This window comes from Pseudomonas sp. Pseusp49 (assembly GCF_059491875.1).
Map to the genome: position 1 here is coordinate 6,009,494 of NZ_CP168514.1, position 26,507 is coordinate 6,036,000.

The 26,507-nt window shown below is 60.8% G+C and carries 29 protein-coding genes; 9 read left to right on the forward strand and 20 right to left on the reverse strand.

Features of this window, described 5'->3' with window-relative positions:
• The first annotated feature begins 1 nt into the window (after position 1).
• The 4 genes from ACEN83_RS26795 to ACEN83_RS26810 all read left to right on the forward strand — a co-directional run bounded on the left by ACEN83_RS26795 (position 2) and on the right by ACEN83_RS26810 (position 3,416).
• Positions 2-607 carry an LPS-assembly lipoprotein LptE gene (locus tag ACEN83_RS26795; RefSeq protein ID WP_116581889.1) on the forward strand — a complete coding sequence of 202 codons (606 nt, stop codon included), beginning with the start codon at positions 2-4 and terminating at the stop codon, positions 605-607.
• A gap of 39 nt (positions 608-646) precedes the next feature.
• On the forward strand, positions 647-1,684 hold the full coding sequence (gene holA / locus ACEN83_RS26800; protein WP_007975871.1) for a DNA polymerase III subunit delta: 1,038 nt from the start codon (positions 647-649) through the stop codon (positions 1,682-1,684).
• Between the two features lie 183 nt (positions 1,685-1,867).
• A complete protein-coding gene (gene arfA, locus ACEN83_RS26805) occupies positions 1,868-2,032 on the forward strand; it encodes an alternative ribosome rescue factor ArfA (RefSeq protein WP_007975872.1) in 165 nt (54 codons plus the stop codon).
• 61 nt (positions 2,033-2,093) lie between these two features.
• Entirely contained in the window at positions 2,094-3,416 is a 1,323-nt protein-coding gene (locus ACEN83_RS26810) for a lytic murein transglycosylase (RefSeq protein ID WP_429391926.1), read from the forward strand.
• Between the two features lie 63 nt (positions 3,417-3,479).
• Here the strand turns inward: ACEN83_RS26810 and ACEN83_RS26815 are convergent, their stop codons facing one another.
• From ACEN83_RS26815 to ACEN83_RS26875, 13 genes are all read right to left on the reverse strand, one after another.
• Positions 3,480-4,427, reverse strand: coding sequence for a S66 peptidase family protein (locus ACEN83_RS26815; RefSeq protein ID WP_495578850.1), 948 nt, complete (start codon positions 4,425-4,427; stop codon positions 3,480-3,482).
• Positions 4,428-4,600: 173 nt separating this feature from the next.
• Positions 4,601-5,599: a lipoyl synthase gene (gene lipA, locus ACEN83_RS26820; protein ID WP_162130289.1), complete on the reverse strand. Its 999-nt coding sequence runs from the start codon at positions 5,597-5,599 to the stop codon at positions 4,601-4,603.
• 25 nt (positions 5,600-5,624) lie between these two features.
• A complete protein-coding gene (gene lipB, locus ACEN83_RS26825) occupies positions 5,625-6,272 on the reverse strand; it encodes a lipoyl(octanoyl) transferase LipB (protein WP_007975880.1) in 648 nt (215 codons plus the stop codon).
• Complete coding sequence (locus tag ACEN83_RS26830; protein WP_007975882.1) at positions 6,272-6,547, reverse strand: DUF493 domain-containing protein; 276 nt, start codon at positions 6,545-6,547, stop codon at positions 6,272-6,274. The genes lipB and ACEN83_RS26830 overlap by 1 nt, the downstream gene beginning before the upstream one ends.
• Before the next feature lie 83 nt (positions 6,548-6,630).
• Positions 6,631-7,788 (reverse strand): D-alanyl-D-alanine carboxypeptidase family protein, encoded by a 1,158-nt coding sequence (locus tag ACEN83_RS26835; protein WP_007975884.1) that lies wholly within the window; start codon positions 7,786-7,788, stop codon positions 6,631-6,633.
• A 185-nt stretch (positions 7,789-7,973) separates the two neighbouring features.
• A complete protein-coding gene (locus ACEN83_RS26840) occupies positions 7,974-8,981 on the reverse strand; it encodes a septal ring lytic transglycosylase RlpA family protein (protein ID WP_495578851.1) in 1,008 nt (335 codons plus the stop codon).
• Complete coding sequence (gene mltB, locus ACEN83_RS26845) at positions 8,981-9,991, reverse strand: lytic murein transglycosylase B (RefSeq protein ID WP_104451328.1); 1,011 nt, start codon at positions 9,989-9,991, stop codon at positions 8,981-8,983. Before mltB ends, ACEN83_RS26840 begins: the two co-directional genes overlap by 1 nt.
• Positions 9,992-10,008: 17 nt before the next feature.
• The gene (rodA, locus tag ACEN83_RS26850; RefSeq protein WP_050549215.1) at positions 10,009-11,112 is read right to left on the reverse strand and encodes a rod shape-determining protein RodA; all 1,104 of its coding nucleotides are present in this window, start codon (positions 11,110-11,112) and stop codon (positions 10,009-10,011) included.
• A gap of 31 nt (positions 11,113-11,143) precedes the next feature.
• Positions 11,144-13,039 carry a penicillin-binding protein 2 gene (gene mrdA, locus ACEN83_RS26855; protein ID WP_007975894.1) on the reverse strand — a complete coding sequence of 632 codons (1,896 nt, stop codon included), beginning with the start codon at positions 13,037-13,039 and terminating at the stop codon, positions 11,144-11,146.
• A 12-nt stretch (positions 13,040-13,051) separates the two neighbouring features.
• The gene (gene rlmH / locus ACEN83_RS26860; protein ID WP_007937439.1) at positions 13,052-13,519 is read right to left on the reverse strand and encodes a 23S rRNA (pseudouridine(1915)-N(3))-methyltransferase RlmH; all 468 of its coding nucleotides are present in this window, start codon (positions 13,517-13,519) and stop codon (positions 13,052-13,054) included.
• 9 nt (positions 13,520-13,528) lie between these two features.
• A complete protein-coding gene (rsfS, locus tag ACEN83_RS26865) occupies positions 13,529-14,023 on the reverse strand; it encodes a ribosome silencing factor (RefSeq protein ID WP_007975896.1) in 495 nt (164 codons plus the stop codon).
• Between the two features lie 73 nt (positions 14,024-14,096).
• Positions 14,097-14,741 (reverse strand): nicotinate-nucleotide adenylyltransferase, encoded by a 645-nt coding sequence (gene nadD, locus ACEN83_RS26870; RefSeq protein ID WP_218486080.1) that lies wholly within the window; start codon positions 14,739-14,741, stop codon positions 14,097-14,099.
• A gap of 46 nt (positions 14,742-14,787) precedes the next feature.
• Positions 14,788-16,059 (reverse strand): glutamate-5-semialdehyde dehydrogenase, encoded by a 1,272-nt coding sequence (locus ACEN83_RS26875; protein ID WP_495578852.1) that lies wholly within the window; start codon positions 16,057-16,059, stop codon positions 14,788-14,790.
• A 189-nt stretch (positions 16,060-16,248) separates the two neighbouring features.
• On the opposite strand from ACEN83_RS26875, the gene ACEN83_RS26880 reads away from it, so the two are divergent.
• On the forward strand, positions 16,249-16,947 hold the full coding sequence (locus ACEN83_RS26880) for a DNA-3-methyladenine glycosylase (protein ID WP_495578853.1): 699 nt from the start codon (positions 16,249-16,251) through the stop codon (positions 16,945-16,947).
• A gap of 191 nt (positions 16,948-17,138) precedes the next feature.
• Entirely contained in the window at positions 17,139-18,455 is a 1,317-nt protein-coding gene (locus ACEN83_RS26885; protein WP_007975904.1) for a bifunctional DedA family/phosphatase PAP2 family protein, read from the forward strand.
• Positions 18,456-18,644: 189 nt separating this feature from the next.
• On the opposite strand, the gene ACEN83_RS26890 is transcribed toward ACEN83_RS26885, so the two are convergent.
• From ACEN83_RS26890 to ACEN83_RS26905, 4 genes are all read right to left on the reverse strand, one after another.
• Positions 18,645-19,010, reverse strand: coding sequence for a hypothetical protein (locus tag ACEN83_RS26890; protein WP_116581877.1), 366 nt, complete (start codon positions 19,008-19,010; stop codon positions 18,645-18,647).
• 220 nt (positions 19,011-19,230) lie between these two features.
• Positions 19,231-19,821 carry an LON peptidase substrate-binding domain-containing protein gene (locus tag ACEN83_RS26895; protein WP_007998442.1) on the reverse strand — a complete coding sequence of 197 codons (591 nt, stop codon included), beginning with the start codon at positions 19,819-19,821 and terminating at the stop codon, positions 19,231-19,233.
• Positions 19,822-19,831: 10 nt separating this feature from the next.
• The gene (locus ACEN83_RS26900) at positions 19,832-20,548 is read right to left on the reverse strand and encodes an LrgB family protein (protein ID WP_007975911.1); all 717 of its coding nucleotides are present in this window, start codon (positions 20,546-20,548) and stop codon (positions 19,832-19,834) included.
• Positions 20,545-20,907, reverse strand: a complete 363-nt coding sequence (locus ACEN83_RS26905) for a CidA/LrgA family protein (protein WP_495578854.1) — start codon at positions 20,905-20,907, stop codon at positions 20,545-20,547. The genes ACEN83_RS26900 and ACEN83_RS26905 overlap by 4 nt, the downstream gene beginning before the upstream one ends.
• A 193-nt stretch (positions 20,908-21,100) precedes the next feature.
• On the opposite strand from ACEN83_RS26905, the gene ACEN83_RS26910 reads away from it, so the two are divergent.
• The 3 genes from ACEN83_RS26910 (at position 21,101) to ACEN83_RS26920 (ending at position 24,058) form a co-directional block, all read left to right on the forward strand.
• The gene (locus ACEN83_RS26910; RefSeq protein ID WP_008001099.1) at positions 21,101-21,556 is read left to right on the forward strand and encodes a MaoC family dehydratase; all 456 of its coding nucleotides are present in this window, start codon (positions 21,101-21,103) and stop codon (positions 21,554-21,556) included.
• A gap of 114 nt (positions 21,557-21,670) precedes the next feature.
• Positions 21,671-23,389, forward strand: coding sequence for a C13 family peptidase (locus ACEN83_RS26915; protein WP_495578855.1), 1,719 nt, complete (start codon positions 21,671-21,673; stop codon positions 23,387-23,389).
• 27 nt (positions 23,390-23,416) lie between these two features.
• Positions 23,417-24,058 carry an oxidoreductase gene (locus ACEN83_RS26920; protein ID WP_495578856.1) on the forward strand — a complete coding sequence of 214 codons (642 nt, stop codon included), beginning with the start codon at positions 23,417-23,419 and terminating at the stop codon, positions 24,056-24,058.
• Between the two features lie 147 nt (positions 24,059-24,205).
• Here the strand turns inward: ACEN83_RS26920 and ACEN83_RS26925 are convergent, their stop codons facing one another.
• The 3 genes from ACEN83_RS26925 to mpl are packed head-to-tail and all read right to left on the reverse strand — an operon-like array spanning position 24,206 to position 26,461.
• Positions 24,206-24,490 carry a YceK/YidQ family lipoprotein gene (locus tag ACEN83_RS26925; protein ID WP_218480234.1) on the reverse strand — a complete coding sequence of 95 codons (285 nt, stop codon included), beginning with the start codon at positions 24,488-24,490 and terminating at the stop codon, positions 24,206-24,208.
• Positions 24,483-25,115, reverse strand: coding sequence for a flavin prenyltransferase UbiX (gene ubiX, locus ACEN83_RS26930; RefSeq protein ID WP_007979725.1), 633 nt, complete (start codon positions 25,113-25,115; stop codon positions 24,483-24,485). The genes ACEN83_RS26925 and ubiX overlap by 8 nt, the downstream gene beginning before the upstream one ends.
• Complete coding sequence (gene mpl / locus ACEN83_RS26935) at positions 25,112-26,461, reverse strand: UDP-N-acetylmuramate:L-alanyl-gamma-D-glutamyl-meso-diaminopimelate ligase (RefSeq protein WP_102700922.1); 1,350 nt, start codon at positions 26,459-26,461, stop codon at positions 25,112-25,114. The genes ubiX and mpl overlap by 4 nt, the downstream gene beginning before the upstream one ends.
• Positions 26,462-26,507: the final 46 nt, after the last annotated feature.

Here is a 26,507-nt window from a genome sequence, read left to right on the forward strand (position 1 = left end):
GATGATCAAACGCAATCTGCTGGTGATGGGCCTCGCGGTTCTGCTGAGCGCCTGCGGTTTCCAGCTGCGCGGCACCGGCACCAACCAACTGGCGATCAAGGAGCTCGACCTGAGCGCCCGTAACGCTTATGGCGAAACCGTGACCCAGTTGCGTCGGGTACTGGAAGGCAGCGGCGTCAAAGTCTATACCGGCGCACCGTACAAACTGGTGCTGACCAATGAGCAGGAAAGCCAGCGCATCCTCAGCTACGCAGGCGCCAGCAGTACCGGCGAGTACCAGATCACCACCGTGCTGAGCTACGACATCCGTGGTCGCGGTGATCTGCCATTGTTGAGCGACAAGCTTGAAGTGCAGAAAGTCTTTATGCACGACGGCAGCAACCTGGTGGGGTCCGACCAGGAAGCCCAAACAGCCCGTGCAGAAGGCCGCCGGGAACTGGTTCAACGCATGATGCTGCGTCTGGAACAACTGAGCCCGGACCAACTGGACAAATTGCAGCAAACTGCCGAAGCCAAGGCCAAGGCTGACGCCGCGGCACTGGAAGCGGCAAAAAAGGCTGAAGCGGAAACCCCGCGTCAGTCGCCTGTCGAACTGCCGCAGCAGTAAGACTTACGGGGCGCTCAGGCGCCCCGTTCGCCCTCTCTTATGAAGCTCGCCCCCGCCCAACTCGCCAAACACCTGCAAGGCGCCCTTGCGCCCGTCTACATCATCAGCGGCGATGATCCGCTGCTGTGTCAGGAAGCGGCCGACGCCATCCGTACTGCTGCCCGTCAGCAGGGATTCGATGAACGCCAGGTGTTTGCCGCCGACGCCAATTTCGACTGGGGGACCTTGCTGCAAGCCGGTGCCAGCATGTCGTTGTTCGCCGAAAAGCGCCTGCTGGAGCTGCGCCTGCCTTCCGGCAAGCCTGGCGACAAAGGCGCCGCCGCACTTATCGAGTATTGCTCGCGCCCGGCCGACGACACCGTGCTGCTGATCAGCTTGCCGAAACTCGATGGCAGTGCACAGAAAACCAAGTGGGGCAAAGCGCTGGTCGAAGGACAGCAGACCCAGTTCGTGCAGATCTGGCCAGTCGATGTCGCCCAGTTGCCCAGCTGGATCCGCCAACGCCTGTCCCAGGCCGGGCTATCCGCCAGCCAGGACGCTGTTGAGCTGATTGCAGCACGGGTCGAGGGCAACCTGCTGGCCGCCGCCCAGGAAATCGAAAAGCTCAAACTGATGGCCGAAGGGGGTCAGATCACCGTCGAAACCGTGCAGGCGGCAGTGGCCGACAGTGCGCGCTTCGACGTCTTCGGCCTGACCGATGCGGTGCTCAATGGTGAAGCGGCCCATGCGTTGCGCATGCTCGAAGGCTTGCGCGGCGAAGGTGTCGAGCCACCGGTGATTCTCTGGGCCCTGGCCCGGGAGCTGCGCCTGCTGGCCAATATTTCCCTGCAATACAGCCAGGGGACGCCGCTGGACAAGGCCTTCAGCCAGGCCAAACCTCCGGTCTGGGACAAACGTAAACCGTTGATGAGCAAAGCCCTGCAACGTTACTCGGCACAACGCTGGGCGCAACTGCTGCTGGAAGCGCAACGCATCGACGCGCAGATCAAGGGCCAGGCGGCGGGTTCGCCGTGGATGAGCTTGAGCCGGTTGACGTTGTTGATGGCCGGTCAGAGATTGTCGTTGCCCGCCGAATAAATCAAAAGATCGCAGCCTGCGGCAGCTCCTACAAGGGATCGCATTCTCATGTAGGAGCTGCCGCAGGCTGCGATCTTTTGATCTTCCGTCCTACAAACCCCGCTTCCATCTGCCCTATAGACATAACCCCGACTTCGGCAGATTATTTCCCCCGCAACACCCACCCATCCGTGAGACCCGATCATGAGCAAAAAGCCATCGAAGCATGGCCCCAACAAGGCCAAATCCATCATCGCCCAGCCATTGTTCCGCAGTCGCCAGGAACGTCCAGCCAAGGGCAAGGGTAGTTACCGCCGCGAAGCCTTCCAGTCTGACAACTGGGAGGCTTCTTACTTTCTGGCTGCGTAAAGCAGAACACCCCTTCAACATGTTAAGGTCTGTACCTGATTCGTACTCCCTGGACCCGTGCATGCCCTTTTGTCTTCCCCGTCGTTGGCACCTACGCCAATTGATCGCTGCCTCCAGCCTTGTTTTGCTTGTCGCCTGTGCGGAAAAACCGACCGCAGCCGACGCTCAGCCGCTTCAGACGCTTCCTGTCGCCACCGCCCCGGCGGTTGTTCCGCCTGTGGTTCCTACGGGTGAGAACCTCGACATCCAGCCAACCCAGACCTTCGCCGAATGGCAGGCGGGTTTCCGCAAGGATGCCCTGGCCGCGGGTATCCGCGCCGATCTGTTTGATCGCGCTTTCGCCAATGTCAGCTTCGACCCCAGTGTGATTAGTGCCGACCGCAGCCAACCGGAATTCGCAAAGCCGGTGTGGGAATACCTTGATGGCGCCTTGTCACCGCTGCGGGTACGTAAAGGCCAGTCGTTGATCAACCAGTACGCGGACACCCTGCAAAGCATCGAGCAGCGTTACGGCGTTGATCGTCAGGCACTGGTGGCCGTGTGGGGCATGGAAAGCAACTTTGGCCAGTTCCAGGGCAACAAGTCGGTAATCAACTCGCTGGCGACCCTGGCCTACGAAGGCCGTCGCCCCGGTTTCGCCCACGCGCAATTGATTGCCGCCCTGCAAATCCTGCAACAAGGCGATATCGAGCCCGAGAAGATGCTGGGATCCTGGGCCGGCGCCATGGGCCAGACCCAGTTCATCCCGACCACCTACAACACCCATGCCGTGGACTTCGATGGTGACGGGCGTCGCGATATCTGGAGCAGCTCGGCCGATGCCCTGGCGTCTACCGCGCACTACCTGCAGAGTTCTGGCTGGCAGAGAGGCCAGCCATGGGGCTTTGAAGTCCAGCTGCCGAGCGGGTTCAACTACCTGCTGGCCGACGGCACGATTCGCAAGAGCGTCGCTGAATGGCGGCAATTGGGCATTACCCTGCCCAACGGTGGCCAGGTCCCGGCCGGCTCCGAGCAATTGTCCGCGGCACTGCTACTGCCGGCCGGTTACCGTGGCCCGGCGTTCCTGGTGCTCGATAACTTCCGGGCGATCCTCAAGTACAACAACTCGTCGTCCTACGCCCTGGGTGTGAGCCTGTTGTCGGAACGCTTCAATGGTGCGGGCTTGATCAGTGGCACGTGGCCAAAGGATGACCTGCCACTGAGCCGCACCGAGCGGATCGAGCTGCAAAACCTGCTGAGCGCACAAAACTACGACGCCGGCACCGCCGACGGGATCATCGGCGCCAACACTCGCAAGGCGATCCGCAGCGCCCAGCAGTCGTTTGGCTGGCCAGCGGATGGGTATCCGACGCACAAGTTGCTGGAAGGGTTGCGTAACCGCTAAAAGCAAAAGATCGCAGCCTTCGGCAGCTCCTACAGGTGCCGAAGGCTGCGATATTTTCACCGCTTACCGGATTACCACATCCTGCTCCAACATCAACTCCTGATTCCCCGCATCCAGCCTGACCAACGCCCCCATGGGCAGCGTCAGATTCGGGTCGCAATGCCCGCTGCGCCATCCGGACAACACCGGAATCTTCAATGGCGCGAAGGTCTGCTTGAGCAACCTGTCCAGCGCGGCCACCTCCACCCCCGCCACATCCCCGACCAATACGCCGCGCAGCTTGTGCAACGTACCCGCCAGCCGCAGATGGGTCAGCAACCGGTCGATGCGATACAGCGGCTCGTTGATGTCCTCGATCAGCAGAATGACACCCTCGGCATCGATCTCGTAGGGCGTGCCCATGGTCGCTGCGATCATGGCCAGATTGCCTCCGAGCAAACGCCCATGAGCGACGCCCGGCTCGATCGTGGTCAGCGGGTAGGCCACCGGATGCGCCAGCACCGAGCCCGCCCTCACCTGCCCGCGCAGCATGTTGAAAAAGGAAGACTCCGTTGGTATTTGCTTGCCACCCAACAGGTCGGCATTGAGCAATGGACCATGAAATGTCACAAAGCCGGCATAGCGACTGATCGCCAAATGCAGGGCAGTGATGTCGCTGTAGCCGATGAACGGCTTGGCGTTGTCCCGTAGCAATTGGAAATCGATGCGATCAAGCAGCCGGGGCGTGCCGTAACCTCCGCGCAGGCAGATGATGGCATCGACCTCACGATCCGCGAATGCAGCGTGCAGGTCATTGAGCCGCACGTCGTCGCTGCCGGCCAGGTAGCCGTCTTTCTCGTAGACCCCGGGAAACACTTTCAGTGAGTAACCTCGCGCACACATCCATTGCAGCGCCTTGTCGGTGTCCAGTGTCGCGGGACCGGCGGGTGCGATAACGCCGATCATGCCTTCCGACGGCAGTGCCGGGACGGGAGCATGGGGGCAAAGGGTGTGGGTCGGTCGAGCGGTCATTCGTGAATCTCCCTGCGTAAACACGTCAGCACACAGTAGTCAGGAACGGGGACAAACTGAAGAGGGTCAGTCTCCCCGCAGGTTGCAGGAAAAAGCGGCCAGCGCCGTAGGCCAGGCAAAAAAACGCCCGCAAGGCTAATACCGTGCGGGCGTTTTTCATTTCCGTGCGCAGATCAGGACGACATCAGCTCGGCCTTGACCAGCTTGGCCTGCTCGTCGGCGTGATACGAGGAACGCACCAACGGACCCGAGGCAACGTTCTTGAAGCCCATCTTGTAGCCTTCCTCGGCGAACCAGGCAAAGGTGTCCGGGTGCACGAAGCGTTGCACCGGCAGGTGGCTGCGGGACGGTTGCAGGTACTGGCCGAGGGTCAGCATGTCGATGTCGTGCTCGCGCATGCGCTTCATGACTTCGATGACTTCTTCGTCGGTCTCGCCCAGGCCCAGCATCAGCCCGGACTTGGTCGGAATGTGCGGCATCATTTGCTTGAAGCGTTGCAGCAGGGTCAGCGACCACTGGTAGTCCGAACCCGGACGCGCAGCCTTGTACAGGCGCGGCACGGTTTCCAGGTTGTGGTTGAACACATCCGGCGGCTCGGCGGCAGTGATTTCCAGGGCGATGTCCATGCGGCCACGGTAGTCCGGAACCAGGGTTTCGAGCTGCACGTTCGGCGACAGTTTGCGGATTTCGCGGATGCAATCGGCAAAGTGCTGGGCACCGCCGTCGCGCAGGTCGTCGCGGTCCACCGAAGTGATCACCACGTACTTCAGGCGCAGATCGGCAATGGCGATGGCCAGGCTTTCCGGTTCGTTGACGTCCAGTGGCTTCGGACGGCCGTGGCCGACGTCGCAGAACGGGCAACGACGGGTGCAGATGTCACCCATGATCATGAAGGTCGCGGTGCCGCCGGAGAAGCACTCGCCCAGGTTCGGGCAGGACGCTTCTTCGCACACGCTGTGCAGCTTGTGCTTGCGCAGCAGGGCCTTGATGCGGTCGACTTCCGGCGAAACCGGGATGCGCACGCGAATCCAGTCCGGCTTCTTCGGCAGTTCGGTGGTCGGAATGATCTTCACCGGGATGCGTGCAACCTTCTCGGCGCCGCGCAGCTTGACGCCGGCTTCAACCTTGGGACGCGGGGCCGGGCGCTCGGTGACATCGAGCGTCGGGATCATGGTTTGCACTGCATCAGTAGTCATATCAGTCGATTCCGCCCGTAAGGGTCGTCTGCTCAGCATAGTCGAGGTGTTTGACGAGCTGCGCGCGCAGCCGGGCACTTACCTCGGCAAATTCAATCGATCCTGCGTGATCGCTCAGCTGGGTCATCGCCAGCCCGGCGTAGCCGCAGGGATTAATCCGTCGAAACGGTTCCAGGTTCATGTCCACGTTCAAGGCCAGGCCATGAAAGGAACAGCCGTGGCGGATCCGCAGACCCAGGGAGGCGATTTTCGCCCCGTCGACGTAGACACCCGGTGCATCGGGCTTGGCCGCGGCGGTGACACCGTAACTGGCCAGCAGCTCGATCAGGCATTGCTCCATCCGGCTGACCAGATCGCGCACGCCAAACCCCAACCTGCGCACGTCCAGCAGCAGATAAGCCACCAACTGGCCCGGGCCGTGGTAGGTCACCTGCCCCCCACGGTCGACCTGCACCACCGGAATATCACCGGGAAGCAGCAAGTGCTCGGCCTTGCCGGCCTGGCCCTGGGTGAACACCGCAGGGTGTTCCACCAGCCAGACCTCGTCGGCGACATCGGTGCCGCGTTCGTTGGTAAAGCGTTGCATGGCATGCCAGACCGGCTCGTAAGCCATCTGGCCGAGCTCGCGAAAGCCCAGCGTGCCGGACATCACAACACCATGTGCACGAAACCGGTGGCCCGCAGTTCGCTGTTGATGTTGTACAGCTGGTCCTGGTCGGTCGCGACGATGTGCAACTGAATGGTGGTGTATTTGCCGTTGCTGCTCTGGCGCTCGTCAATACGCTCGTCGTTGATCTTGGCGTGCTTGCTGACGATGTCGATGATTCTGTCCTTGTTGCCCACACCCGTGTCGCTGATCACCTTGACTGGATAATCAGTGGCAGGGAATTCGATCTTTGGCGCCTTTACTTCGGTATCGGTCATGGCGTAACGGCCTCGTAAGCGTAAGCCGTGGCGACGGCAAAGCCCCGCGCCGGATCAGCACGGGGCCTTGCAGGAGCACACTATCAGTTGAACAAGCCGTAGAAGAATAGACGGATGCTATCCCACATGCGACGGAAGATACCACCCTCTTCGACGCCATCCAGAGCGATCAGGTCGGCGCTGTGCACCACCTTGTCTTCCAGTTTGACTTCGACTTTACCAATCACGTCACCCTTGGCAATTGGCGCAACCAGTTGCGGGTTCATGGTCATGCTGGCGGCAAGCTTTTTCAGCTGGCCTTTTGGCAGGGTCATGGTCAGGTCTTCAGCCAGACCGGCCTTGACCTGGTTGGTGGCGCCTTTCCAGACCGGAGCCTGAGCCAGCTCGGTACCCTTCTGGTAGAAAGTCTGGGTTTCGAAGAAACGGAAACCGTAGGTCAGCAGCTTCTGGGTTTCGGCGGCACGGGCCACTTCGCTGTTGGTGCCGAACACCACGGCGATCAGGCGCATGCCATCACGTACTGCCGAAGACACCATGCAGTAGCCGGCTTCGTCGGTGTGGCCGGTCTTCAGGCCATCGACAGTCTTGTCGCGCCACAGCAGCAGGTTACGGTTGGGTTGCTTGATGCCGTTCCAGAAGAACTCTTTCTGCGAGTAGATCGCGTAGTGAGCCGGGTCTTCGTGGATGATCGCACGGGCCAGCACAGCCATGTCGTGAGCCGACGAATAGTGCTCAGGGTTCGGCAGGCCGGTCGGGTTCATGAAATGAGTATTGGTCATGCCCAGATCGGCGACGGTCTTGTTCATCAGGTCGGCGAAGGCGTCTTCGCTGCCGGCGATGTGCTCGGAGAGCGCGACGCTGGCGTCGTTGCCCGACTGGATGATGATGCCGTGCAGCAGGTCGCTGACAGTGACTTGCGAACCCACCTTGATGAACATCCGCGAACCACCGGTGCGCCAGGCGTTCTCGCTGACGGTCACCGGGTCGTTTTCACCGATCTGGCCACGACGGATTTCCAGGGTCGCAATGTACGCGGTCATCAGCTTGGTCAGGCTGGCCGGTGGCAGACGCTGGTCACCGTTGTTCTCGACCAGCACGTTGCCGCTGCTGGCATCCATGAGCACGTAGGCCTTGGCGGCCAATTGTGGTGGCGACGGCATCATCTCAGCCGCGAAAGCGGCAGGTGAGAGGAGCAGCGGGACTAACAGGAACAGGCGTTTGGCAAAGGTGGTGATGTTCATCCGTCTCTCGAAATCGCTAATGGAAACTGCCCAAGGGCAAAACTAATCAGATGACTTTCTAACGAGTCATCGCGTGTTCAGTTGCTCACTCTGTAACCCTTGCCGGGCTTTTGTTCTTCAACGAGCCAACAACCTGATTCACCCCCCAATCGCTGGTGAATCGTCAATCAAGTTCTACGTATTGCTTACTCCGTGACCACACTTGGCGAACCAAGGTTGGCCAGGCGCACACTGTTCTGCACCTGCTGGATTTCACCCGGCGATCCGATCGGGCCCAGGCGAACCCGGTGCAGGGTCTGCTGATTGCGCACGATCGAGCTGATGAACACCGGAGCGCTCACCATCCCGCTGAGCTTCGATCTCAGGAGTTCTGCAGCGTCCGGGTTGGCGAACGCGCCCACCTGCAGATACTGGCCAGAGGCTGGTACAGAAGCGTTTTTTTTTGCATCGATCTGAACCGGCACGACCGCAGCGGCGTGTTGCTGCGGCGGTGGTGTCCATTGCTCGACAGTGCCGGCCGAGGCCGTGATCACCGGGGCGCTATTCTGCGCGACTTTCGGTTCGTTGAGCATTAATGGTGCCGGACGGCCTTTGGCCGCCCAATACGCCTGTGGATCGATGCCTTCGACCTTGACCCGCGCCGTGCCGGTTTCGGCGTAACCGAGTTTCTTCGCGGCAGCGTAGGACAAGTCGATGATCCGGTCCGAGTAGAACGGACCGCGGTCGTTGACTCGCAGGATCACGCTCTTGTTGTTGTCCAGGTTGGTCACCCGGACGTAACTCGGCAGTGGCAATGTCTTGTGCGCGGCACTCATGCCGTACAGGTCATACACTTCGCCGTTGGCGGTGTTCTGACCGTGGAACTTGGTGCCGTACCAGGACGCCGTACCCGACTGCACGTAGGTCTTGGATTCCTGCAACGGGAAGTAAGTCTTCCCCAGCACGGTGTATGGGTTGGCCTTGTAGGGGCCGGTGTGCAGGGTCGGCGTGGCGTCCGGGATGCGCGACACATCGACGTCCCACCATGGTGCGCCATCCTTGTGGGCACGGTTGATGTCCAGCCCCGGCGTCGCGCGTACGGCAGTGGTGGACTTCTGGGCCGGCGCGCGGCTGGTCGAACAACTGGCGACCAGCACTGCCAGCGCGGCGAATGCCATCAGCTTCAGGGGTTTATTGATAGGCAATGCCCGCATTACTTGACGCCCCGTGCTTGGACCAGCTGTTCAGACAGTTGATGTACGGCCATGGCGTACATCACGCTGCGGTTATATCGCGTGATTGCGTAAAAATTCTTCAGGCCCATCCAGTACTCGGGGCCATTGTCGCCTTCGAGGCGGAAAGCAGTAACCGGCATATCATCGCGCAGCGCATCATGACTTGACCACCCCAGGGCTCGCAACTCCCCGACGGTTTTCGTCGGTTCGATGCCTGCGGTCAAACCTTCGTCAACCTGATCGCCACGGACATCGGCGCGACTCACCACCGGTTCGCCGGCGACCCAGCCATGACGCTTGAAGTAACTGGCGACACTGCCAATGGCATCGTCCGGGTTGGTCCAGATGTTGATATGCCCATCACCGTCGAAATCCACCGCGTAGGCGCGGAAACTGCTCGGCATGAATTGCGGCAAGCCCATTGCGCCAGCGTAGGAGCCTTTGAGCGTCAACGGATCGACCTGCTCTTCGCGGGCCAGCAGCAGGAACTCACGCAATTCCTTGCGGAAAAACTCGGCACGGGGAGGATAGTCGAAACCCAGCGTCGACAAGGCATCGATCACCCGGAAATTTCCGGTATTTCGGCCGAAAAAGGTTTCAACGCCGATGATCGAGACAATCACCTGGGCCGGCACGCCGTATTCCTGCTCGGCACGGGCCAGCACCGCTTCGTGCTGACGCCAGAAGTCCACCCCACGGGCTATGCGCGCGTCGGTGATGAACATCGGGCGATACTCGCTCCACTGCTTGACCCGTTCGGCGGGTTTCGAGATGGCGTCCAGAATCGACTGCTTGCGCTCGGCTTCGCGGAACACGCCCATCAATTGTTCGCCGGCGAAACCGTAGTCACGGGTCATTTCACCGACGAATTCGGCCACCTGGGGTGAGCCTTCGTAGTCGCCGGCCAACGCTTCCTGCACGCTGCCAAGGATGCTTACCAGGCCGACCCATGGCGCAAATCGAGTCGCCCAGCCACGCATTACTTGCATTGAAAATTTCACCTTATTCAAACCTGTGCGATCCACTTGCGATGGGTATGGATCGACATCAAAACCCCAAACGCTGACAGCAGCGTCACCAGCGAAGTTCCTCCGTAGCTAATGAACGGCAACGGCACCCCCACCACCGGCAACAGGCCACTGACCATACCGATGTTGACGAAAACATAAACAAAAAACGTCATGGTCAGGCTGCCCGCGAGCAACTTGCCGAACAATGTCTGCGCCTGGGCGGTAATCACCAGGCCACGCCCGATCAACAGCAGGTAGATCAGCAGCAGCGCACAGATCCCTACCAGGCCGAACTCTTCACCCAGTACGGCAATGATGAAGTCGGTATGGCTTTCCGGCAGGAAGTCCAGGTGCGACTGGGTGCCCAGCAACCAACCCTTGCCGAACACACCACCGGAGCCGATGGCGGCTTTGGACTGGATGATGTTCCAGCCCGTACCGAGCGGATCGCTCTCCGGGTCGAGGAATGTCAGGATTCGCTGCTTCTGGTAGTCGTGCATGATGAAGAACCACATGGCAACCGCCACGGGCACGGCGGCGGCCAGCACGCTGAGGATCCAGCGCCAGCGCAAGCCCCCCATGAACAGCACGAAAGCGCCGCCGGCCAGGATCAGCAGCGAAGTGCCGAGGTCCGGTTGCCGCACGATGAGAATGAACGGGATGCCGATCAGCATCAGACTGATGCCGACATGCTTGAGCTGCGGCGGCAAGGTGCGCTTGGACAGGTACCAGGCGATGGTTGCCGGCATCAGGATCTTCATGAACTCCGAAGGCTGGAAGCGAATCACGCCGGGAATATTGATCCAGCGCGTGGCGCCCATGGCGTTGTGCCCCATGACATCCACCACGACCAGCAAGAGCACGCCGATCACATAGCCGACCGGCACCCAGCGGGCCATGAAGCGCGGCTCGAACTGAGCGATGACGATCATCGACACCAGGCCGATACCGAACGAAGTGGCCTGTTTGGCCAGCAGGTCCCAGCTCTTGCCACTGGCCGAATACAGCACGAACAGACTGCCGGCAGCCAGGGTCAGCAGCAAAATCAGCAACACGCCATCGATGTGCATGCGTTGCAGCAGCGTCGCGCGACGACGCATCACATCCTCACTGGAGAGCATGCGATCAAAATTATTCATCACGGGCCGTAGCCTCCGCGCTGGTAGGGCTGGCGTATTCGGCTTTGAGGCGACCGTCCTGGTCCAGCAGCCAGGCGTCCATCACCTGACGCACCACGGGAGCTGCGACGCCGGAGCCGGACTCACCGTTCTCGACCATCACCGACACCACGATTTGCGGGTCGTCCGCCGGCGCGAAGCCAACGAACAAGGCGTGGTCTCGATGGCGTTCCTGAACCTTGGAGCGGTCGTATTTCTCGCCCTGTTTGATCGCGACCACCTGGGCCGTACCACTCTTGCCGGCAATCCGGTATTGCGCACCGATCGAAGCCTTGCGCGCCGTACCGCGGGCGCCGTGCATGACCTGCTGCATGCCGTGGTTGACCTTGGTCCAGTCGGAAGGATCGCGCAGGATGATGTCCGGCATCGGGTTCTCATCCACCGGCTTCTCGCCTTCGATGGTCTTGGCCAGGTGCGGACGGTTCCAGATGCCTTTGTTGGCGACCAGCGCCGTGGCCTGGGCCAATTGCAGCGGGGTCGACTGCATGTAGCCCTGGCCGATCCCGAGGATCAGCGTTTCCCCCGGGAACCACGCCTGGCGGCGGGTCGCACGCTTCCATTCGCGGGTCGGCATCAGGCCTGGCGATTCCTCGAACATGTCCAGAGAGACCTTCTGGCCGATGCCGAATTTGCTCAGGTACGACGACAACCGATCGATTCCCAGCTTGTGGGCCAGGTCGTAGAAGTAGGTGTCGTTGGAACGCATGATCGCCGTGTCGAGATCGACAAAGCCGTCGCCCGTACGGTTCCAGTTACGGTACTTGTGGTCGTAGTTGGGCAACATGTAGTAACCCGGGTCGAACACACGGGTCGACGCCGTCACCACGCCGGAATCCAGTCCGGCAATCGCCACCGCTGGCTTGATGGTCGAACCCGGCGGATACAGACCACGCAGTACGCGGTTGAACAGCGGCCGGTCGATGGAATCGCGCAGCTCGGAATAGGCCTTGGAGCTGATGCCGGTGACGAACAGGTTCGGATCGAAACTCGGCTGGCTGACCATTGCCAGCACCTCGCCGGTTTTCGGGTTCAGGGCCACCACCGCACCACGACGACCGCCGAGCGCGGCTTCGGCGGCTTCCTGCAATTTGATGTCCAGGCTCAGGACGATGTCCTTGCCGGAAACCGGTTCGGTACGCTTGAGCACCCGCAATACGCGGCCCCGGGCATTGGTCTCGACTTCCTCGTAACCCACCTGACCGTGCAGTTCCGGCTCGTAGAAACGCTCGATGCCGGTTTTGCCGATCTGATGGGTGCCGCTGTAGCTGACCGGGTCCAGCGTCTTGAGCTCTTTCTCGTTGATCCGCCCCATGTAACCCACGGAGTGCGCAAAGTGCGCGCCCTGGGGATAGTGGCGAACCAATTGCGCGACCACTTCTACCCCGGGCAGGCGGAACTGGTTCACGGCGATCCGCGCGATCTGCTCTTCAGTCAGCTCGAACAGGATCGGCACCGGCTCGAACGGCCGACGTCCCTGGCGCATGCGTTTCTCGAAGACCACCCGGTCCTCGGGCGTCAGTTCCAGCACTTCGACGATCACGTCGAGCACTTGCTGCCAGTCGCCGGACCGCTCGCGGGTCATGCTCAGGCTGAAGCTGGGCCGGTTATCGGCGATCACCACGCCATTGCGGTCGAAAATCAAGCCACGGGTCGGCGGAATCGGCTGCACATGGACGCGGTTGTTTTCCGACAGGGTCGAGTGATACTCGTACTGGATCACCTGCAGGAAATACAGGCGCGCAATCAGCACGCCGATCAGCGCCACCACTGCAATGGCCCCGAACACGACGCGGCCACGCACCAGACGGGCGTCTTTTTCGTGGTCCTTGATGCGGATCGGCTGGGTCATGAGGGCGCAGAACTACTTGTGGTAAGGGTGACCGGACAGCACGGTCCAGGCACGGTACAACTGTTCGCCGATCAGAATCCGCACCAGCGGGTGCGGCAAGGTCAGCGGCGACAACGACCAGCGCTGGTCCGCCCGGGCACAGACTTCCGGCGCCAGCCCTTCGGGGCCGCCGACCATGAAGTTGACGGTGCGCGAGTCCAGCCGCCAGCGATCGAGCTCGACCGCCAGTTGCTCGGTGCTCCAGGGCTTGCCGTGGACTTCGAGGGTGACAACGCGCTCGTTCGGCCCGACCTTGGCCAGCATGGCTTCGCCTTCCTGACGGATGAAACGGGCCACGTCGGCGTTCTTGCCACGGGTATTGAGCGGTATTTCCACCAGTTCCAGCGCCAGCTCGGACGGAAGACGCTTGGCATATTCATGCCAGCCTTCTTCCACCCACTTGGGCATGCGTGAACCGACGGCGATCAGTCGCAGTCGCACAGCGGTCCCTTATTCCTGGTCTTTATTGAGCTTGTTGAAGTGCTCGTGACCAACTTCAGGGCTGTGGTGCTTGCCATCGGCCGCACGGCTCTGCTCGGCACCTTTCCACAGGCGTTCCAGGTCGTAGAACTGACGGGCGTTGGAGGTCATCATGTGAACGATCACGTCGTCCATGTCCAGCAGCACCCAGTCGCTGTCGCCCTTGCCTTCTTCACCCAGCGGCTTGATGCCCAGGGCTTTGACGGCCTCGCGAACCTTATCCAGCATCGCGCCGATCTGGCGGTTGGAGGTACCGGTGGCGATGATCATGTAGTCAGTGATGCTCTGCTTGTCGCGAACATCAATCACCAGCACGTCCTGGGCCTTGACGTCTTCCAGGGCGGCTACGGCGATCTTGACCAGCTCGTCGCCTTTAGGCGGCTCGGCGGCGAGGACCTTTTCCGGCAGCGGGGCGCTCTTGAATGTGCCTTTGCGTTTTACTTTGCTTTCGTTGTTGCTCGTCATATAAAACTCGTTTTGCTCGTTTGTTCGGGCGCTTCAATACACGTTGTTGCCACGTGCCTTGAGGCACTCCTATTCAGTTCGACGCACGGTAGAGTCCGTGCGCATCGATGTAGGCCAGGACCGCGTCGGGCACCAGGTAACGTACCGACTTACCGCTGGCCAGCAGTTGACGGATCTGGGTGGCGGATACCGCGAGCGGTGTCTGCCAGACGAATGCAATCTGTCCGCTCGGCCCTTTGAGGGCCAGCGGGTCGCTCACCGAGCGCGCTGCCAGCAGGTTGCGCAAGGCATCCGGCGGTTCGCTGTCGGCATCCGGGCGTTGCAACACCAGGATATGGCAATGCTGGAGCAACTCTTCCCAGCGGTGCCAAGTGGGCAGGCCGCAAAAAGCGTCCCAGCCCAAAAGCAGAAAAACCTGGTCGGACACGGCCAGTTCGGCGCGCATCAGTTCCAGGGTATCAATGGTGTAGGACGGTTTGTCCCGCTGCAATTCGCGGGCGTCCACCACCAACGGCGCCACACCGGCCACCGCGCACTCGACCATCGCCAGACGGTCTTTTGCCGACACCTGCGGCGTGTCCCGATGGGGCGGCCTGGCACTGGGTGTCAGGCGCAGCTCATCGAGTGCCAGGGTTTCGGCGACCTCCAGTGCACCGCGCAAATGGCCGATGTGCACCGGGTCGAACGTTCCGCCCAGCACGCCAATGCGGCGAGGCACTGGCTCGCTGACGGTGACCGGGGCTGACGGGTCGAAGTCGCCCAAGTCAGACCGGCTCCTGTCCGCGCAGCTGCCCGTCGCCGACCACGATGTACTTCTCGCAGGTCAGCCCTTCGAGGCCCACCGGGCCACGGGCGTGCAGCTTATCAGTAGAAATGCCGATCTCGGCACCCAATCCGTATTCGAAGCCATCGGCGAAGCATGTCGGGGTGTTGATCATCACCGACGACGAGTCGACTTCAGCCACGAAACGCCGGGTGTCGCCCTGGTGTTCGCTGACAATCGAATCGGTATGGTGAGAGCCGTAACGGTTGATGTGCTCGATGGCCTGCTCCAGGCCGTCGACCACGCGGATCGACAGAATCGGCGCCAGGTACTCGGTGCTCCAGTCTTCCTCGGTGGCCGGCACAGCATCGATGATCGCCCGGGTGCGCTCGCAACCGCGCAGCTCGACGCCTTTTTCGCGGAACTGGACGGCCATCGCCGGCAGGAAATCCTTGGCGACGGTTTGATCCACCAGCAGCGTTTCCATGGCACCGCAGATGCCATAACGGTAAGTCTTGGCGTTGAACGCGATGCGCTGGGCCTTGACCAGGTCGGCGTGCTCACTCACGTAAACGTGGCAGATACCGTCCAGATGCTTGATCACCGGTACGCGGGCGTCACGGCTGACGCGCTCGATCAGGCCACGGCCGCCACGGGGCACGATGACATCGACGTATTCAGGCATGGTGATCAGCGCGCCGACGGCCGCGCGATCCGTGGTTTCGACCACTTGCACCACCGCGGCCGGCAGATCGGCCTCGGCCAGGCCGCGCTGGATGCAGGCGGCGATGGCACGATTGGAATGAATGGCCTCGGAACCGCCACGCAGGATGGTCGCGTTGCCGGACTTCAGGCACAGGCTGGCGGCATCGATGGTCACGTTCGGCCGCGACTCGTAGATGATTCCGATCACGCCCAGTGGCACGCGCATCTTGCCGACCTGAATACCGGACGGACGGAAACTCATGTCGCGGATCGCGCCGACCGGGTCCGGCAGGGCCGCCACCTGGCGCAGGCCGACGATCATGCCGTCGATACGCGCCGGGGTCAGTGCCAGACGCTCAAGGAGGGCCGCCTCCAGACCATTGGCGCGACCGGCGGCCAGATCCAGCTCATTGGCCGCCGTCAGCTCGGCGCGGGCAGCGTCCAGCGCATTGGCGGCGGCCTGCAGGGCGCGGTTTTTCTGCGCGGTGCTGGCACGACCGATCACGCGGGAAGCTTCGCGGGCAGCGCGACCCAAGCGGGTCATGTAGTCAAGAACGGACTCAGTCATGGTCTGGCGTGGTCTTTGATAAGGTCTTGGTAAAGAGTAAAGCGGCAGATTATAGCTGTCGCGTCCCGGGACTAACAGCGGTGACGGGCGGATGGTCGAAATGGAGGGGTATTTGCCGACGTTCAGCCGGGATTAAGCTGCAAATTGTTATCATCACGACTCATTCAGCCCTGACAAATGCCGGCCATCATGTCCAATCTGACTGTTCGAGCGTCCGCCATGAGCCTGCCCGCGGGCCTCCCGGACGCGTTTTTCGACCGTGACGCGCAAATTCTGGCCCGGGACCTACTGGGCAAAGTCATTCGCCATCGAGTGGGCGACCTGTGGCTCAGCGCCCGGATCATCGAGACCGAAGCCTATTACTGCGCGGAAAAAGGCAGCCACGCGTCCCTCGGCTACACAGAAAAGCGTAAGGCTTTGTTTCTGGATGGCGGCCACATCTATATGTATTACGCCCGGGGTGGCGATTCACTCAATTTCAGCGCCCAAGGGCCCGGCAACGCCGTGCTGATCAAGTCCGCCTATCCGTGGGTCGATGAACTGAGCGGGCCGGCCAGCCTGGCACAGATGCTGTTGAACAATCCCGATGCCCAGGGCCACGCTCGCCCATCGCAAAAGCTCTGCGCCGGGCAAACCCTGCTCTGCAAGGCGCTGGGCCTGAAAGTGCCGGTGTGGGACGCCAAACGCTTCGACCATGAAGTACTGCTGGTAGAGCACGTCGGCCAGACGCCCGCCCACATCATCCAGACCACGCGCCTGGGCATCCCCCACGGACGCGATGAACACCTGATGTACCGTTTCGTCGACGGAGCCTACGCGGCTTACTGCACGCGCAACCCGCTGCGTCGGGGGCAAGTCGAAGGTCGCGATTATTTTGTGCTGTCCTGACTTACCCGAACTTGAAGTAAAAGTGAGTTTCTGTGGGAGCGGGCTTGCCCGCGAAGGCGGAGTGTCAGGCGACATCAATATCGACTGAATGGGCCTATTCGCGGGCAAGCCCGCTCCCACAGGGTTCGGCGCCGTTACGAAAATTTGCGTTTGCCCACCAAGGGCCAATTGAATTCAATGGAGTGGTTTATATGGGCCAATGGCTCGATAGCGTGACCGGTTGGTTGACGGTCAACCCGCAATGGCTGGCGGCAGCAATATTTCTGGTGGCCTTTGTGGAATGCCTGGCAATTGCCGGCCTGATCGTCCCCGGCACGGTTTTACTGTTCACCGTCGCCGTACTGGCCGGCAGCGGAGCGTTGCCACTGAGTGAAACCTTGCTGCTGGGCTTTCTCGCCGGCGTGTTAGGCGATGTCGTTTCGTACTTCCTTGGACGGCACTTTCATCAGAATATCCGGCGCCTGCCCGGTTTGCGCCATCACCCGGAGTGGATTGCCGGGGCAGAGGCCTATTTCCAGCGCTATGGCATCGCCAGCCTGCTGGTCGGGCGTTTTATCGGGCCATTACGGCCGATGTTACCCATGGTTGCTGGCATGTGTGACATGCCCTTCCCACGCTTCATCGCCGTCAGCCTGTTGGCCGGTGCGGGGTGGTCGGTGGCTTATCTGATGCCCGGCTGGGCCACGGGCGCAGCAATCCGCTTGCCATTGCCCGAAGGCTTCTGGTTCCAGGCCGGGGTTGTTGTCGGCAGCATTGCTCTGATGATCGGCTTGAGCGCGACCAGCAGCCTGCGCCGGCATCGTCGCGCGACGCTGTTCATTACCGGGATGAGTCTTTTGATTCTGGCGGGGTTGTTTATCGGATATTCGCACCTGTCCGCACTCGATCAAGGCGTGATGACGCTGGTGCAGGAGCATCGTAAACCGTTGCTGGATGAAGTGGCGGTGGTCTTCACGCTGATCGGCGAATTCCGCAACATGTTGTTGTTCAGTGCGCTGCTGACCGGTTTGCTGTTGCTGACGCGTCAATGGCGGCACGCTATTTTCGCGGGCAGCACACTGCTCTTCACGGCACTGGCCAATACCGCGACCAAGTACTTTTTCGCCCGCTTGCGCCCCGAAGTGTTGAGCGACCCGCTCACCAGCTACAGCATGCCCAGCGGCCACGCGTCAGGGTCTTTCGCGCTGTTCCTCACCCTCGCCGTTCTGGCCGGCCGCGGGCAACCGCCCCGGATGCGCCTGACCTGGTTATTAGTGGGATGCCTGCCAGCGACGGCTATTGCGCTGTCGCGGGTATACCTCGGTGCGCATTGGCCGACAGATGTATTGGCTGGCGCAATGCTGGCGGCGTGTGTCTGTGCGGCCAGCCTGTGGCTGATCCAGCGCAAGGAACCGCTCAACGCCTTGCCGCCCAAGGTCTGGTGGCTGGTGCTCCCAGCCTTGGTAGCATTGTTCGGGTTCTTCGTGCTGCGGCATTTGCCGCATACGATGTTGCGATATGCGTACTAGATAAAGCAAAAGATCCCAGCCCTCAGTCGCACCTGTATGAGCATTCACTCTGTAGAAGCGACCAAAGGCTGCGATCTTTTCAATAATGCCAGGCAAACAACTTCTGGGCGGACAACCCTATCACAGCAGTGATATCAGGAAGCGCACCGACATCAAGTAACAGCCCAACCTGACAGATTACATTGAGTCTTAGCCGCCGATCGGGAAACTTGGCAAGTTCTCGCCATCAACAGCACGATACGTCATTAGACCCACTTCGATTTGCTTTGCAATTTTGCCAGCAAGGGCAATATTGTTTTCAAGCTTCCAACGAATCTCAGTAAACTTGACCATTGCCTCCCCGGCATAATCATCCCAGAGCCGCTGCTCAAAACTATCGCGTGCAACATTCGAAGGCGAACGTCGCGCCAGGATCAGCGCAGTCGCCACACTCACCGCCGAATCCGCCGCAAACTCAACTTCGCCACCCGGTGTGCTTCCGTTAATATACCGCAACATGGACCGAGTGAAGCAAAAACCCCACAACGCACGCTCATCGTCAGTTAAATCTTTCATCAAATATTCCCTTATATATGCAATACCTGCCTCATGCAGGCGAAGCAAATATAACCACCTCAACTTTATCAATCAACACAAACCCCACCCATAACTTATTATAAATCAATACAAAGACCCAAAAAACAAACCGACCACCGCAAAAACAACCGACTAACAAATTTAAGAACAAACCAAATAACAGCACCAAACCGAACAACCGCCGACTTTCCATGATTAATCAGGCAAACAACTCACCCTGCAATTCGTCCAACAATGCCTGAATCGCATCCAATCGTTGTTGCGGATCATCAAGTTGCAACAGGTCAATCTTGTCCAGTTCGGCGAAAGGCAACAGGTACGCCAACTGATTGGCCAGTGACTGTTGCCCGGTCGCTTCCGTGCCCATGTTCAAGGCTTCGACCATCGGGTGCTCCGCCAGGGCCTTGAGCAACGCCACCAGGTCGGCGTCCTCATCCTGCAGCGGTTGCTCCGGCTCGTCCTCCAGCCACTCGACCTCGGCGACGGTCAACTGATCCCGCTGCACTTCGGTACGCAAAACGTGAAAGCGCCGACCGCCCTGGACCCGAATCCCCAGCAGGCCGTTGTCCTGCTGTTTGAAATCGGTGATCAGCGCTTCACAGCCCACCAACGCGTAGCCGGCCGGGGCAATTCCGACTTCCTCACCGTCGAGGATGCAAACCACGCCGAACCCGCCACCCTGCTTCATGCAGCGGCCGATCATGTCCAGATAGCGCGCTTCGAAGATCTGCAAGTCGAGGATGCAACCTGGGAACAGCACTGTGTTCAACGGAAAAAGCGGCAGACTCATAAACATTTCCTTACACGACCATCGACACCGCCAGCGGCAGGAAAACCGCCGTGGCCACACCCATCAGGCTCATCGCCAGCGCCGCGAAGGCGCCGCACTCTTCACTTTCCTGCAGTGCCACCGACGTACCGACCGCGTGGGCCGTCATGCCCAGTGCCATACCCCTGGCTTCCGGGCTGTGCACACCGAGGCGAGTCAACAGGGCCGGGCCGAAAATCGCCCCGATCACCCCGGTAATCAGGACGAACACCGCTGCCAGCGCCGCGACCCCACCGATCTGTTCGGCCACCAGCATCGCAATCGGCGACGTCACCGACTTCGGTGCCATGGTCATCAGGATCATGTGCTCGGCACCGAACCACCAGCCCAACAACACGCCCATACCCGTGGCCACCACCCCGCCTATCACCAGCGTAGTAAATATCGGCCAGAACAACTGCCGAATCCGTCGCAGGTTCAGATAAAGCGGCACCGCCAGCGCAACAGTGGCCGGACCGAGCAGGATGCTCAGGATCTCGGTGCTCTTGCGGTACTCGGCGTAAGTCAGGCCACAACCCACCAGCACACCGATCACCAGCAACATGGAGACCAGCACCGGCTGCAAAAAGATCCAACGGGTTTTCTCGAATGCCGCAAGGACGAGTTGATAGGCGCCGAGGGTGATACCGATGCCGAATAATGGATGGTGAATCACCGAGGCCCAGGCGCCGTGCCAGTCGAAGATCATGGGTTGTCCTCGGAGTGCGCGTGACGCTTGACCATGCGCTGCATCAGCACCCCGGCGAAGGCCATCGAAAACAACAGCGACAACACCAGCGCACCGACGATGGCCCAGAAGTCCGCCGCGATGTCAGCGGCATACACCATCACGCCCACGGCCGGTGGCACCAGCAACAGCGGCAGGTAGCGCAACAGGCTGCCGGCCGCCAGGTTCAGTGGCTCGCCGACCTGTCCGCGGCAGATGAGGTACACCAGCAACAGCAGCAACCCCACAATCGGCCCCGGCAGCACAGGCAGAAACAAATGATTGATCGCCGTGCCGAGCAATTGGAACAGCACCAGCCACGTCAGGCCCCGTAACAACATCAAAGATCTCCCGCAAAATCCGTCACCCGCATTGGCTTGGCATTATAAGCATGCCCACGCTATAGACCGGCATTCGCCAAAAGCATGGCCAGTTGACCGCGACGTTCAGCCATGTTGATCTAAAGTGGTAAGCCGGGAGGTCAAATCCCCCCAACTCAAAACTATAAAACCGATGAACCCAAGGAGAGTCTCAATGCCCTATGTTCCAGTTGCAGAGCTCAAAGATTATGTCGGCAAGGAACTTGGACGTTCCGAATGGCTCACCATCGATCAGGACCGTATCAACCTGTTCGCCGAAGCCACAGGGGATTTTCAGTTCATCCACGTCGACCCGGTCAAGGCCGCGCAAACGCCATTTGGCAGCACTATCGCTCACGGCTTTCTGTCGTTGTCGCTGATTCCGAAGTTGATGGAAGACATCCTCGTCATGCCCGAAGGCTTGAAGATGGTGGTCAACTACGGCCTCGACAGCGTGCGCTTCATCCAGCCGGTCAAGGTCAATTCACGGGTACGGCTGAAGGTCGACCTGACTGAAGTCATCGAGAAGAAACCCGGCCAATGGCTGCTCAAGGCCACTACCACCCTGGAAATCGAAGGTTCGGACAAACCGGCGTATATCGCCGAACCCCTGTCCCTGTGCTTCGTGTAAACCTTCCGGGATGCGAAGCAGCTCCTGCTGTTTCGCGCCCTCTTGCGGTACCTCGCCCTATATAAGGACACATGGCTGCGGCATACTCCTTCGCCTAATTGCCTGGAATCCGCTATGCGCCCACTTGCACTCCTTGCCTTGACCCTGATGCTCACCGCTTGCGGCGACGGCGAATCTCCTTTGCCCCCCGACGCACGCCTGCCGGACGGCGGACGCTATCGCGGTGACCTGGTCAATGGCTTGCTGCAAGGCAAGGGTCGCATCGACTACCCGAACGGCAGCTGGTACGCCGGCGAATTCGACAAAGGCCAGTGGCAGGGCCAGGGTGAATGGCACGGCAGCAATGGCGAAGTCTATCGCGGGCAGTTCAATCAGGGACTGTTCGACGGCCAGGGAGCACTGACCACCAACGCCAACAGCTACAGTGGCGGCTTCAAGGCTGGCCGCCGCGACGGCGAAGGCACGCTCAAAGAAAACGGCATGAGTTACCGCGGTGAATTCAAGGCCGATCAATACGCTGGGCTGGGTCGCCTCGAACTCGAAGACGGCAGCTCCTATCAGGGCCAATTCGCCCACGGCAAACCCAACGGCGAGGGCCAGCGCGGTGACGGCAACGGCAATCAGTTCACCGGGCACTTTGTCGACGGCCAGCTGGAAGGCAACGGCACGTTCAACAGCGCCGATGGCGACATCTATGTCGGCAGCTTCAAGAACAATCAACTGCACGGCAAAGGCCGCTACGAAAATGCCGACGGCGATGTGTGGCTGGGCCAGTTCAAGGAAGGTTCGCTGAACGGCAAGGGCGAGTTGATCGGCACTGACGGCAGCCACTACATCGGCCACTTCAACGACTGGCGCTTTTCCGGCCAGGGCCGGCTGAATCTCGCCGACGGCAGCTTTTATACCGGCCAGTTCGACAACGACAGTTACCAAGGGCGTGGCACGCTGGTGCTGACCGACGGCACCGTGCTCAGCGGCACCTGGATCAATGGCCAGCGCGTGCGCGACGCCGAGGGCAAACTGTTGCCTGACACACTCGAGCTCGGCCTGCTGGCACAGGGGCACTTGCTAGACGCTGCGCTGGCCAACATTCCGCCCTCCACCCCGGCAGTGGAGCTGTATTCGTTGACCCTGGGCGGCGATGGCAAGCAAAGCGTGTTTCTGCGCGAATCCGACTACGTCGCCAATATGCTCTCCACCCGCTTCGGCGCCTTCGGCCAGATCCGCCTGGTGAACCATCGTGACCACCTCGCCGACCGCCCGATGGCCACCCGGGAGAACCTGCGCCGCGCGGCCCTGACGCTGGCTGAACGCAGTGGTCCGGAAGACCTCATTTTCATTTACCTGACCAGCCACGGCACCAGCGAACACGAGCTGGTACTGGACCAGCCGCGCATGGAACTGGCCGATCTGCCAGCCGACGAATTGGCCGCCGTTCTCGCCCCGCTGAAAAACCGCGACAAGGTCATCGTGATTTCGTCCTGCTACTCCGGCGGTTTCATTCCCGCACTCAAGGATGAACGGACCCTGATCATGACGGCCTCGCGGGCTGACCGCGTCTCCTTCGGCTGCTCGGAGGAAGCCAACTTCACCTACTTCGGCGATGCCCTGTTCGTCCAGGCCCTGAACCAGACCGATGATCTGGAACAGGCCTTCAAACGGGCCAAGGCCACCGTCGCCGAGCGTGAGCTGGCAGACGGCTTCGAAGCATCCGAACCACAGATCTGGGCACCGAAAACCGTCCTCTCGCACTGGCAACTATTGCGCAAACAACAGGCACGAAAAGCGTTGCAAAGTGCATCCATGCAAAGCAAGGATGCAAACAGCAACTAAGCTGAACAGTATCAAGGGAGAAACACTATGTACTTGACGCCTCAGCATGTGCTGCTCGCCGGAGCCACCGGTTTGACGGGTGAACACCTGCTCGATCGCTTGCTCAGCGAGCCAACGATTACTCGGGTATTGGCCCCCTCGCGCCGGCCACTGGCCAAACACCCGCACCTGGAAAACCCGGTCGGCGACCCGACGGCGTTCCTGCCACAACTGAACGGGCGGGTCGATATCGCCTATTGCTGCCTGGGCACCACGATCAAGCAAGCCGGCTCGGAGCAGGCGTTTCGCGCAGTGGACCTGGACATGGTGGTGGCATTCGCCAAACGCGCACGGGAGATGGGCGCACGGCACCTGATCGTGATCAGTGCCCTGGGAGCCGATCGCCGATCCTCGATTTTCTACAACCGGGTCAAAGGCGAGATGGAGTACGCGTTGCGCGCGCAAGACTGGCCGCAGCTGACTATTTGCCGCCCTTCGCTGTTGCTGGGTGATCGCATTGAGCCGCGCCTGGCCGAGAAAGTCGCCGGCCCCTTGTCACGCCTGATCCCCGGTAAATACCACGGCATCGAAGCCTGCCAACTGGCCCGCGCCATGTGGCGTCTTGCGCTCGAAGAGCAGAATGGCGTGCGGATTGTCGAGTCGGATGAGTTGCGCAAACTCGGCAAATAATCCGCGGACCTGTGGCGAGGGGGCTTGCCCCCCGTTCGACTGAGTAGCAGTCGTAAAAAGGGTACTTGCGGTGAATCAGAAAAATGGAGATGGCCGGTTTTGGGGCTGCTCCGCAGCCCAACGGGGGCAAGCCCCCTCGCCACGCCCTTACAACCCACCCGTTGCCTGAAAACTCACCCCGATCACCGTCAACACCGACAACGGCAACAGCAGTGTGTCGAGCAACGCACTGGCCGGCAGATCAACGCCCGGATAGCTCGGCGCTTGCGCGCCGAAGCGGTCCATCGCGCAACAACCGCCATTCATCGCATACAAATCCAACCGCGTCCCGGCGTACACCACCGGCGCCCCCGGCTTGGCCGCATCGAGGGTGCGCACCGTGGCGCATCCGGCCAATTGCAGCGCCAGCACCATCACCAGCAGCTTATTCATCGCTGGTCAGATGATGCTCGCCCCAACGCGGCAGCATGTCCTGAGGAATATTCAGCAGGTTAAGGATCCGTGCCACGACGAAATCGATCAGGTCGTCGATGGTTTGGGGCTGATGATAAAAGCCCGGTGATGCCGGCAGGATTGTCACGCCCATGTTCGACAACTTGAGCATGTGCTCCAGGTGAATGCTCGAATACGGCGCCTCGCGAGGCACGATAATCAGCTGGCGACGCTCTTTGAGCGTCACATCGGCGGCACGCTCGATCAGGTTGTTGCAGGCGCCGCTAGCGATGGCCGACAAGGTGCCAGTGGAGCACGGCACCACCACCATCGCCGCTGGCGCGCCGGAACCCGAGGCCACCGGCGACATCCAGTCTTCCCTGCCGTACACACGAATCTGCCCGGCGACGGCCCCAGTGTATTCAGTGAGAAACGCCTGCATCATCTGCGGTTTGGAGGGCAGCGTGACGTCAGTTTCGGTCGCCATCACCAACTGCGCGGCCCTGGAAATCAGGAAGTGCACTTCACGATCTTCCCGCACCAGGCAGTCGAGCAGGCGTAAACCGTATTGGGCGCCTGAAGCGCCGGTCATCGCCAGGGTGATGCGGTCCGGGCCGTTGTTCATTTGAGTGCCTCGGCCAACTTGCCGTGAAGGCCGCCGAAGCCGCCGTTGCTCATGATGACCACGTGAGTGCCGGGTTGGGCCTGGCTCTTCACACGATCGATGATGCCCTCAAGGGAATCGCTGACAATCGACGGTACAGTGCACAGTGCCGCTGTGCCCGCCAGGTCCCAGCCGAGGTTGGCGGGTGCGTACCAGATCACCTGATCGGCATCGACCACGCTTTCCGGCAATCCGTCACGGTGCGCGCCAAGCTTCATGGAGTTGGAGCGTGGCTCGATGATCGCGATCAACGGTGCATCGGCGATGCGCTTGCGCAGGCCGTCCAGCGTGGTGGCGATGGCGGTTGGGTGGTGAGCGAAGTCGTCATAGATGGTGATGCCACGGACTTCCGCGACTTTCTCCATCCGGCGTTTCACGCTCTTGAAGGCGCTCAACGCGGCGATGCCCATGGATGGCACCACACCGACGTGGCGTGCAGCGGCCAAAGTGGCCAATGCATTGGCGACGTTGTGCTGACCAGTCATGTCCCATTCGACCACACCCTGGGTGACGCCTTCGAACATCACTTCGAACCTCGAACCATCTTCACTGAGCAGTTTGACCTGCCACTGACCGCCGGCACCGGTAGTTTGCACCGGGGTCCAGCAACCCATTTCAATGACTCGCTGCAAGGCTGGCTCAGTGGTCGGATGAATCACCAGCCCTTCGCTCGGGATGGTCCGCACCAGGTGATGGAACTGCCGCTCGATGGCCGGCAGGTCCGGGAAGATGTCCGCGTGATCGAACTCAAGGTTGTTCAGGATTGCGGTGCGCGGGCGGTAATGTACGAACTTGGAGCGCTTGTCGAAGAACGCACTGTCGTACTCGTCGGCTTCGATGACGAAGAAGGGGGTATCACCCAGGCGCGCGGACACCGAGAAGTTTTGCGGTACGCCGCCGATCAGGAAGCCCGGGGCCATGCCTGCATGCTCCAGCACCCAGGCCAGCATGCTGCTGGTGGTGGTCTTGCCGTGCGTACCGGCAACGGCCAGCACCCAACGACCTTGCAGCACGTGATCGGCCAGCCATTGCGGGCCGGACACATAAGGCAGGCCTTTGTTCAGCACATACTCCACGGCTGGGTTGCCCCGCGACATGGCGTTGCCGATCACCACCAGATCGGGGGCCGGATCAAGTTGCGCCGGGTCGTAGCCTTGGGTCAGCTCGATGCCCTGGGCTTGCAGTTGAGTACTCATCGGCGGATAGACGTTGGCATCGGAGCCGGTCACGTGATGGCCCAGCTCTTTGGCCAGAACCGCCATCGAGCCCATGAAAGTCCCGCAGATACCCAGAATATGAATGTGCATTAGTCGACCTCGTAAAACTTGGTCGCAGGTTAGCTTAGGGAGGTGA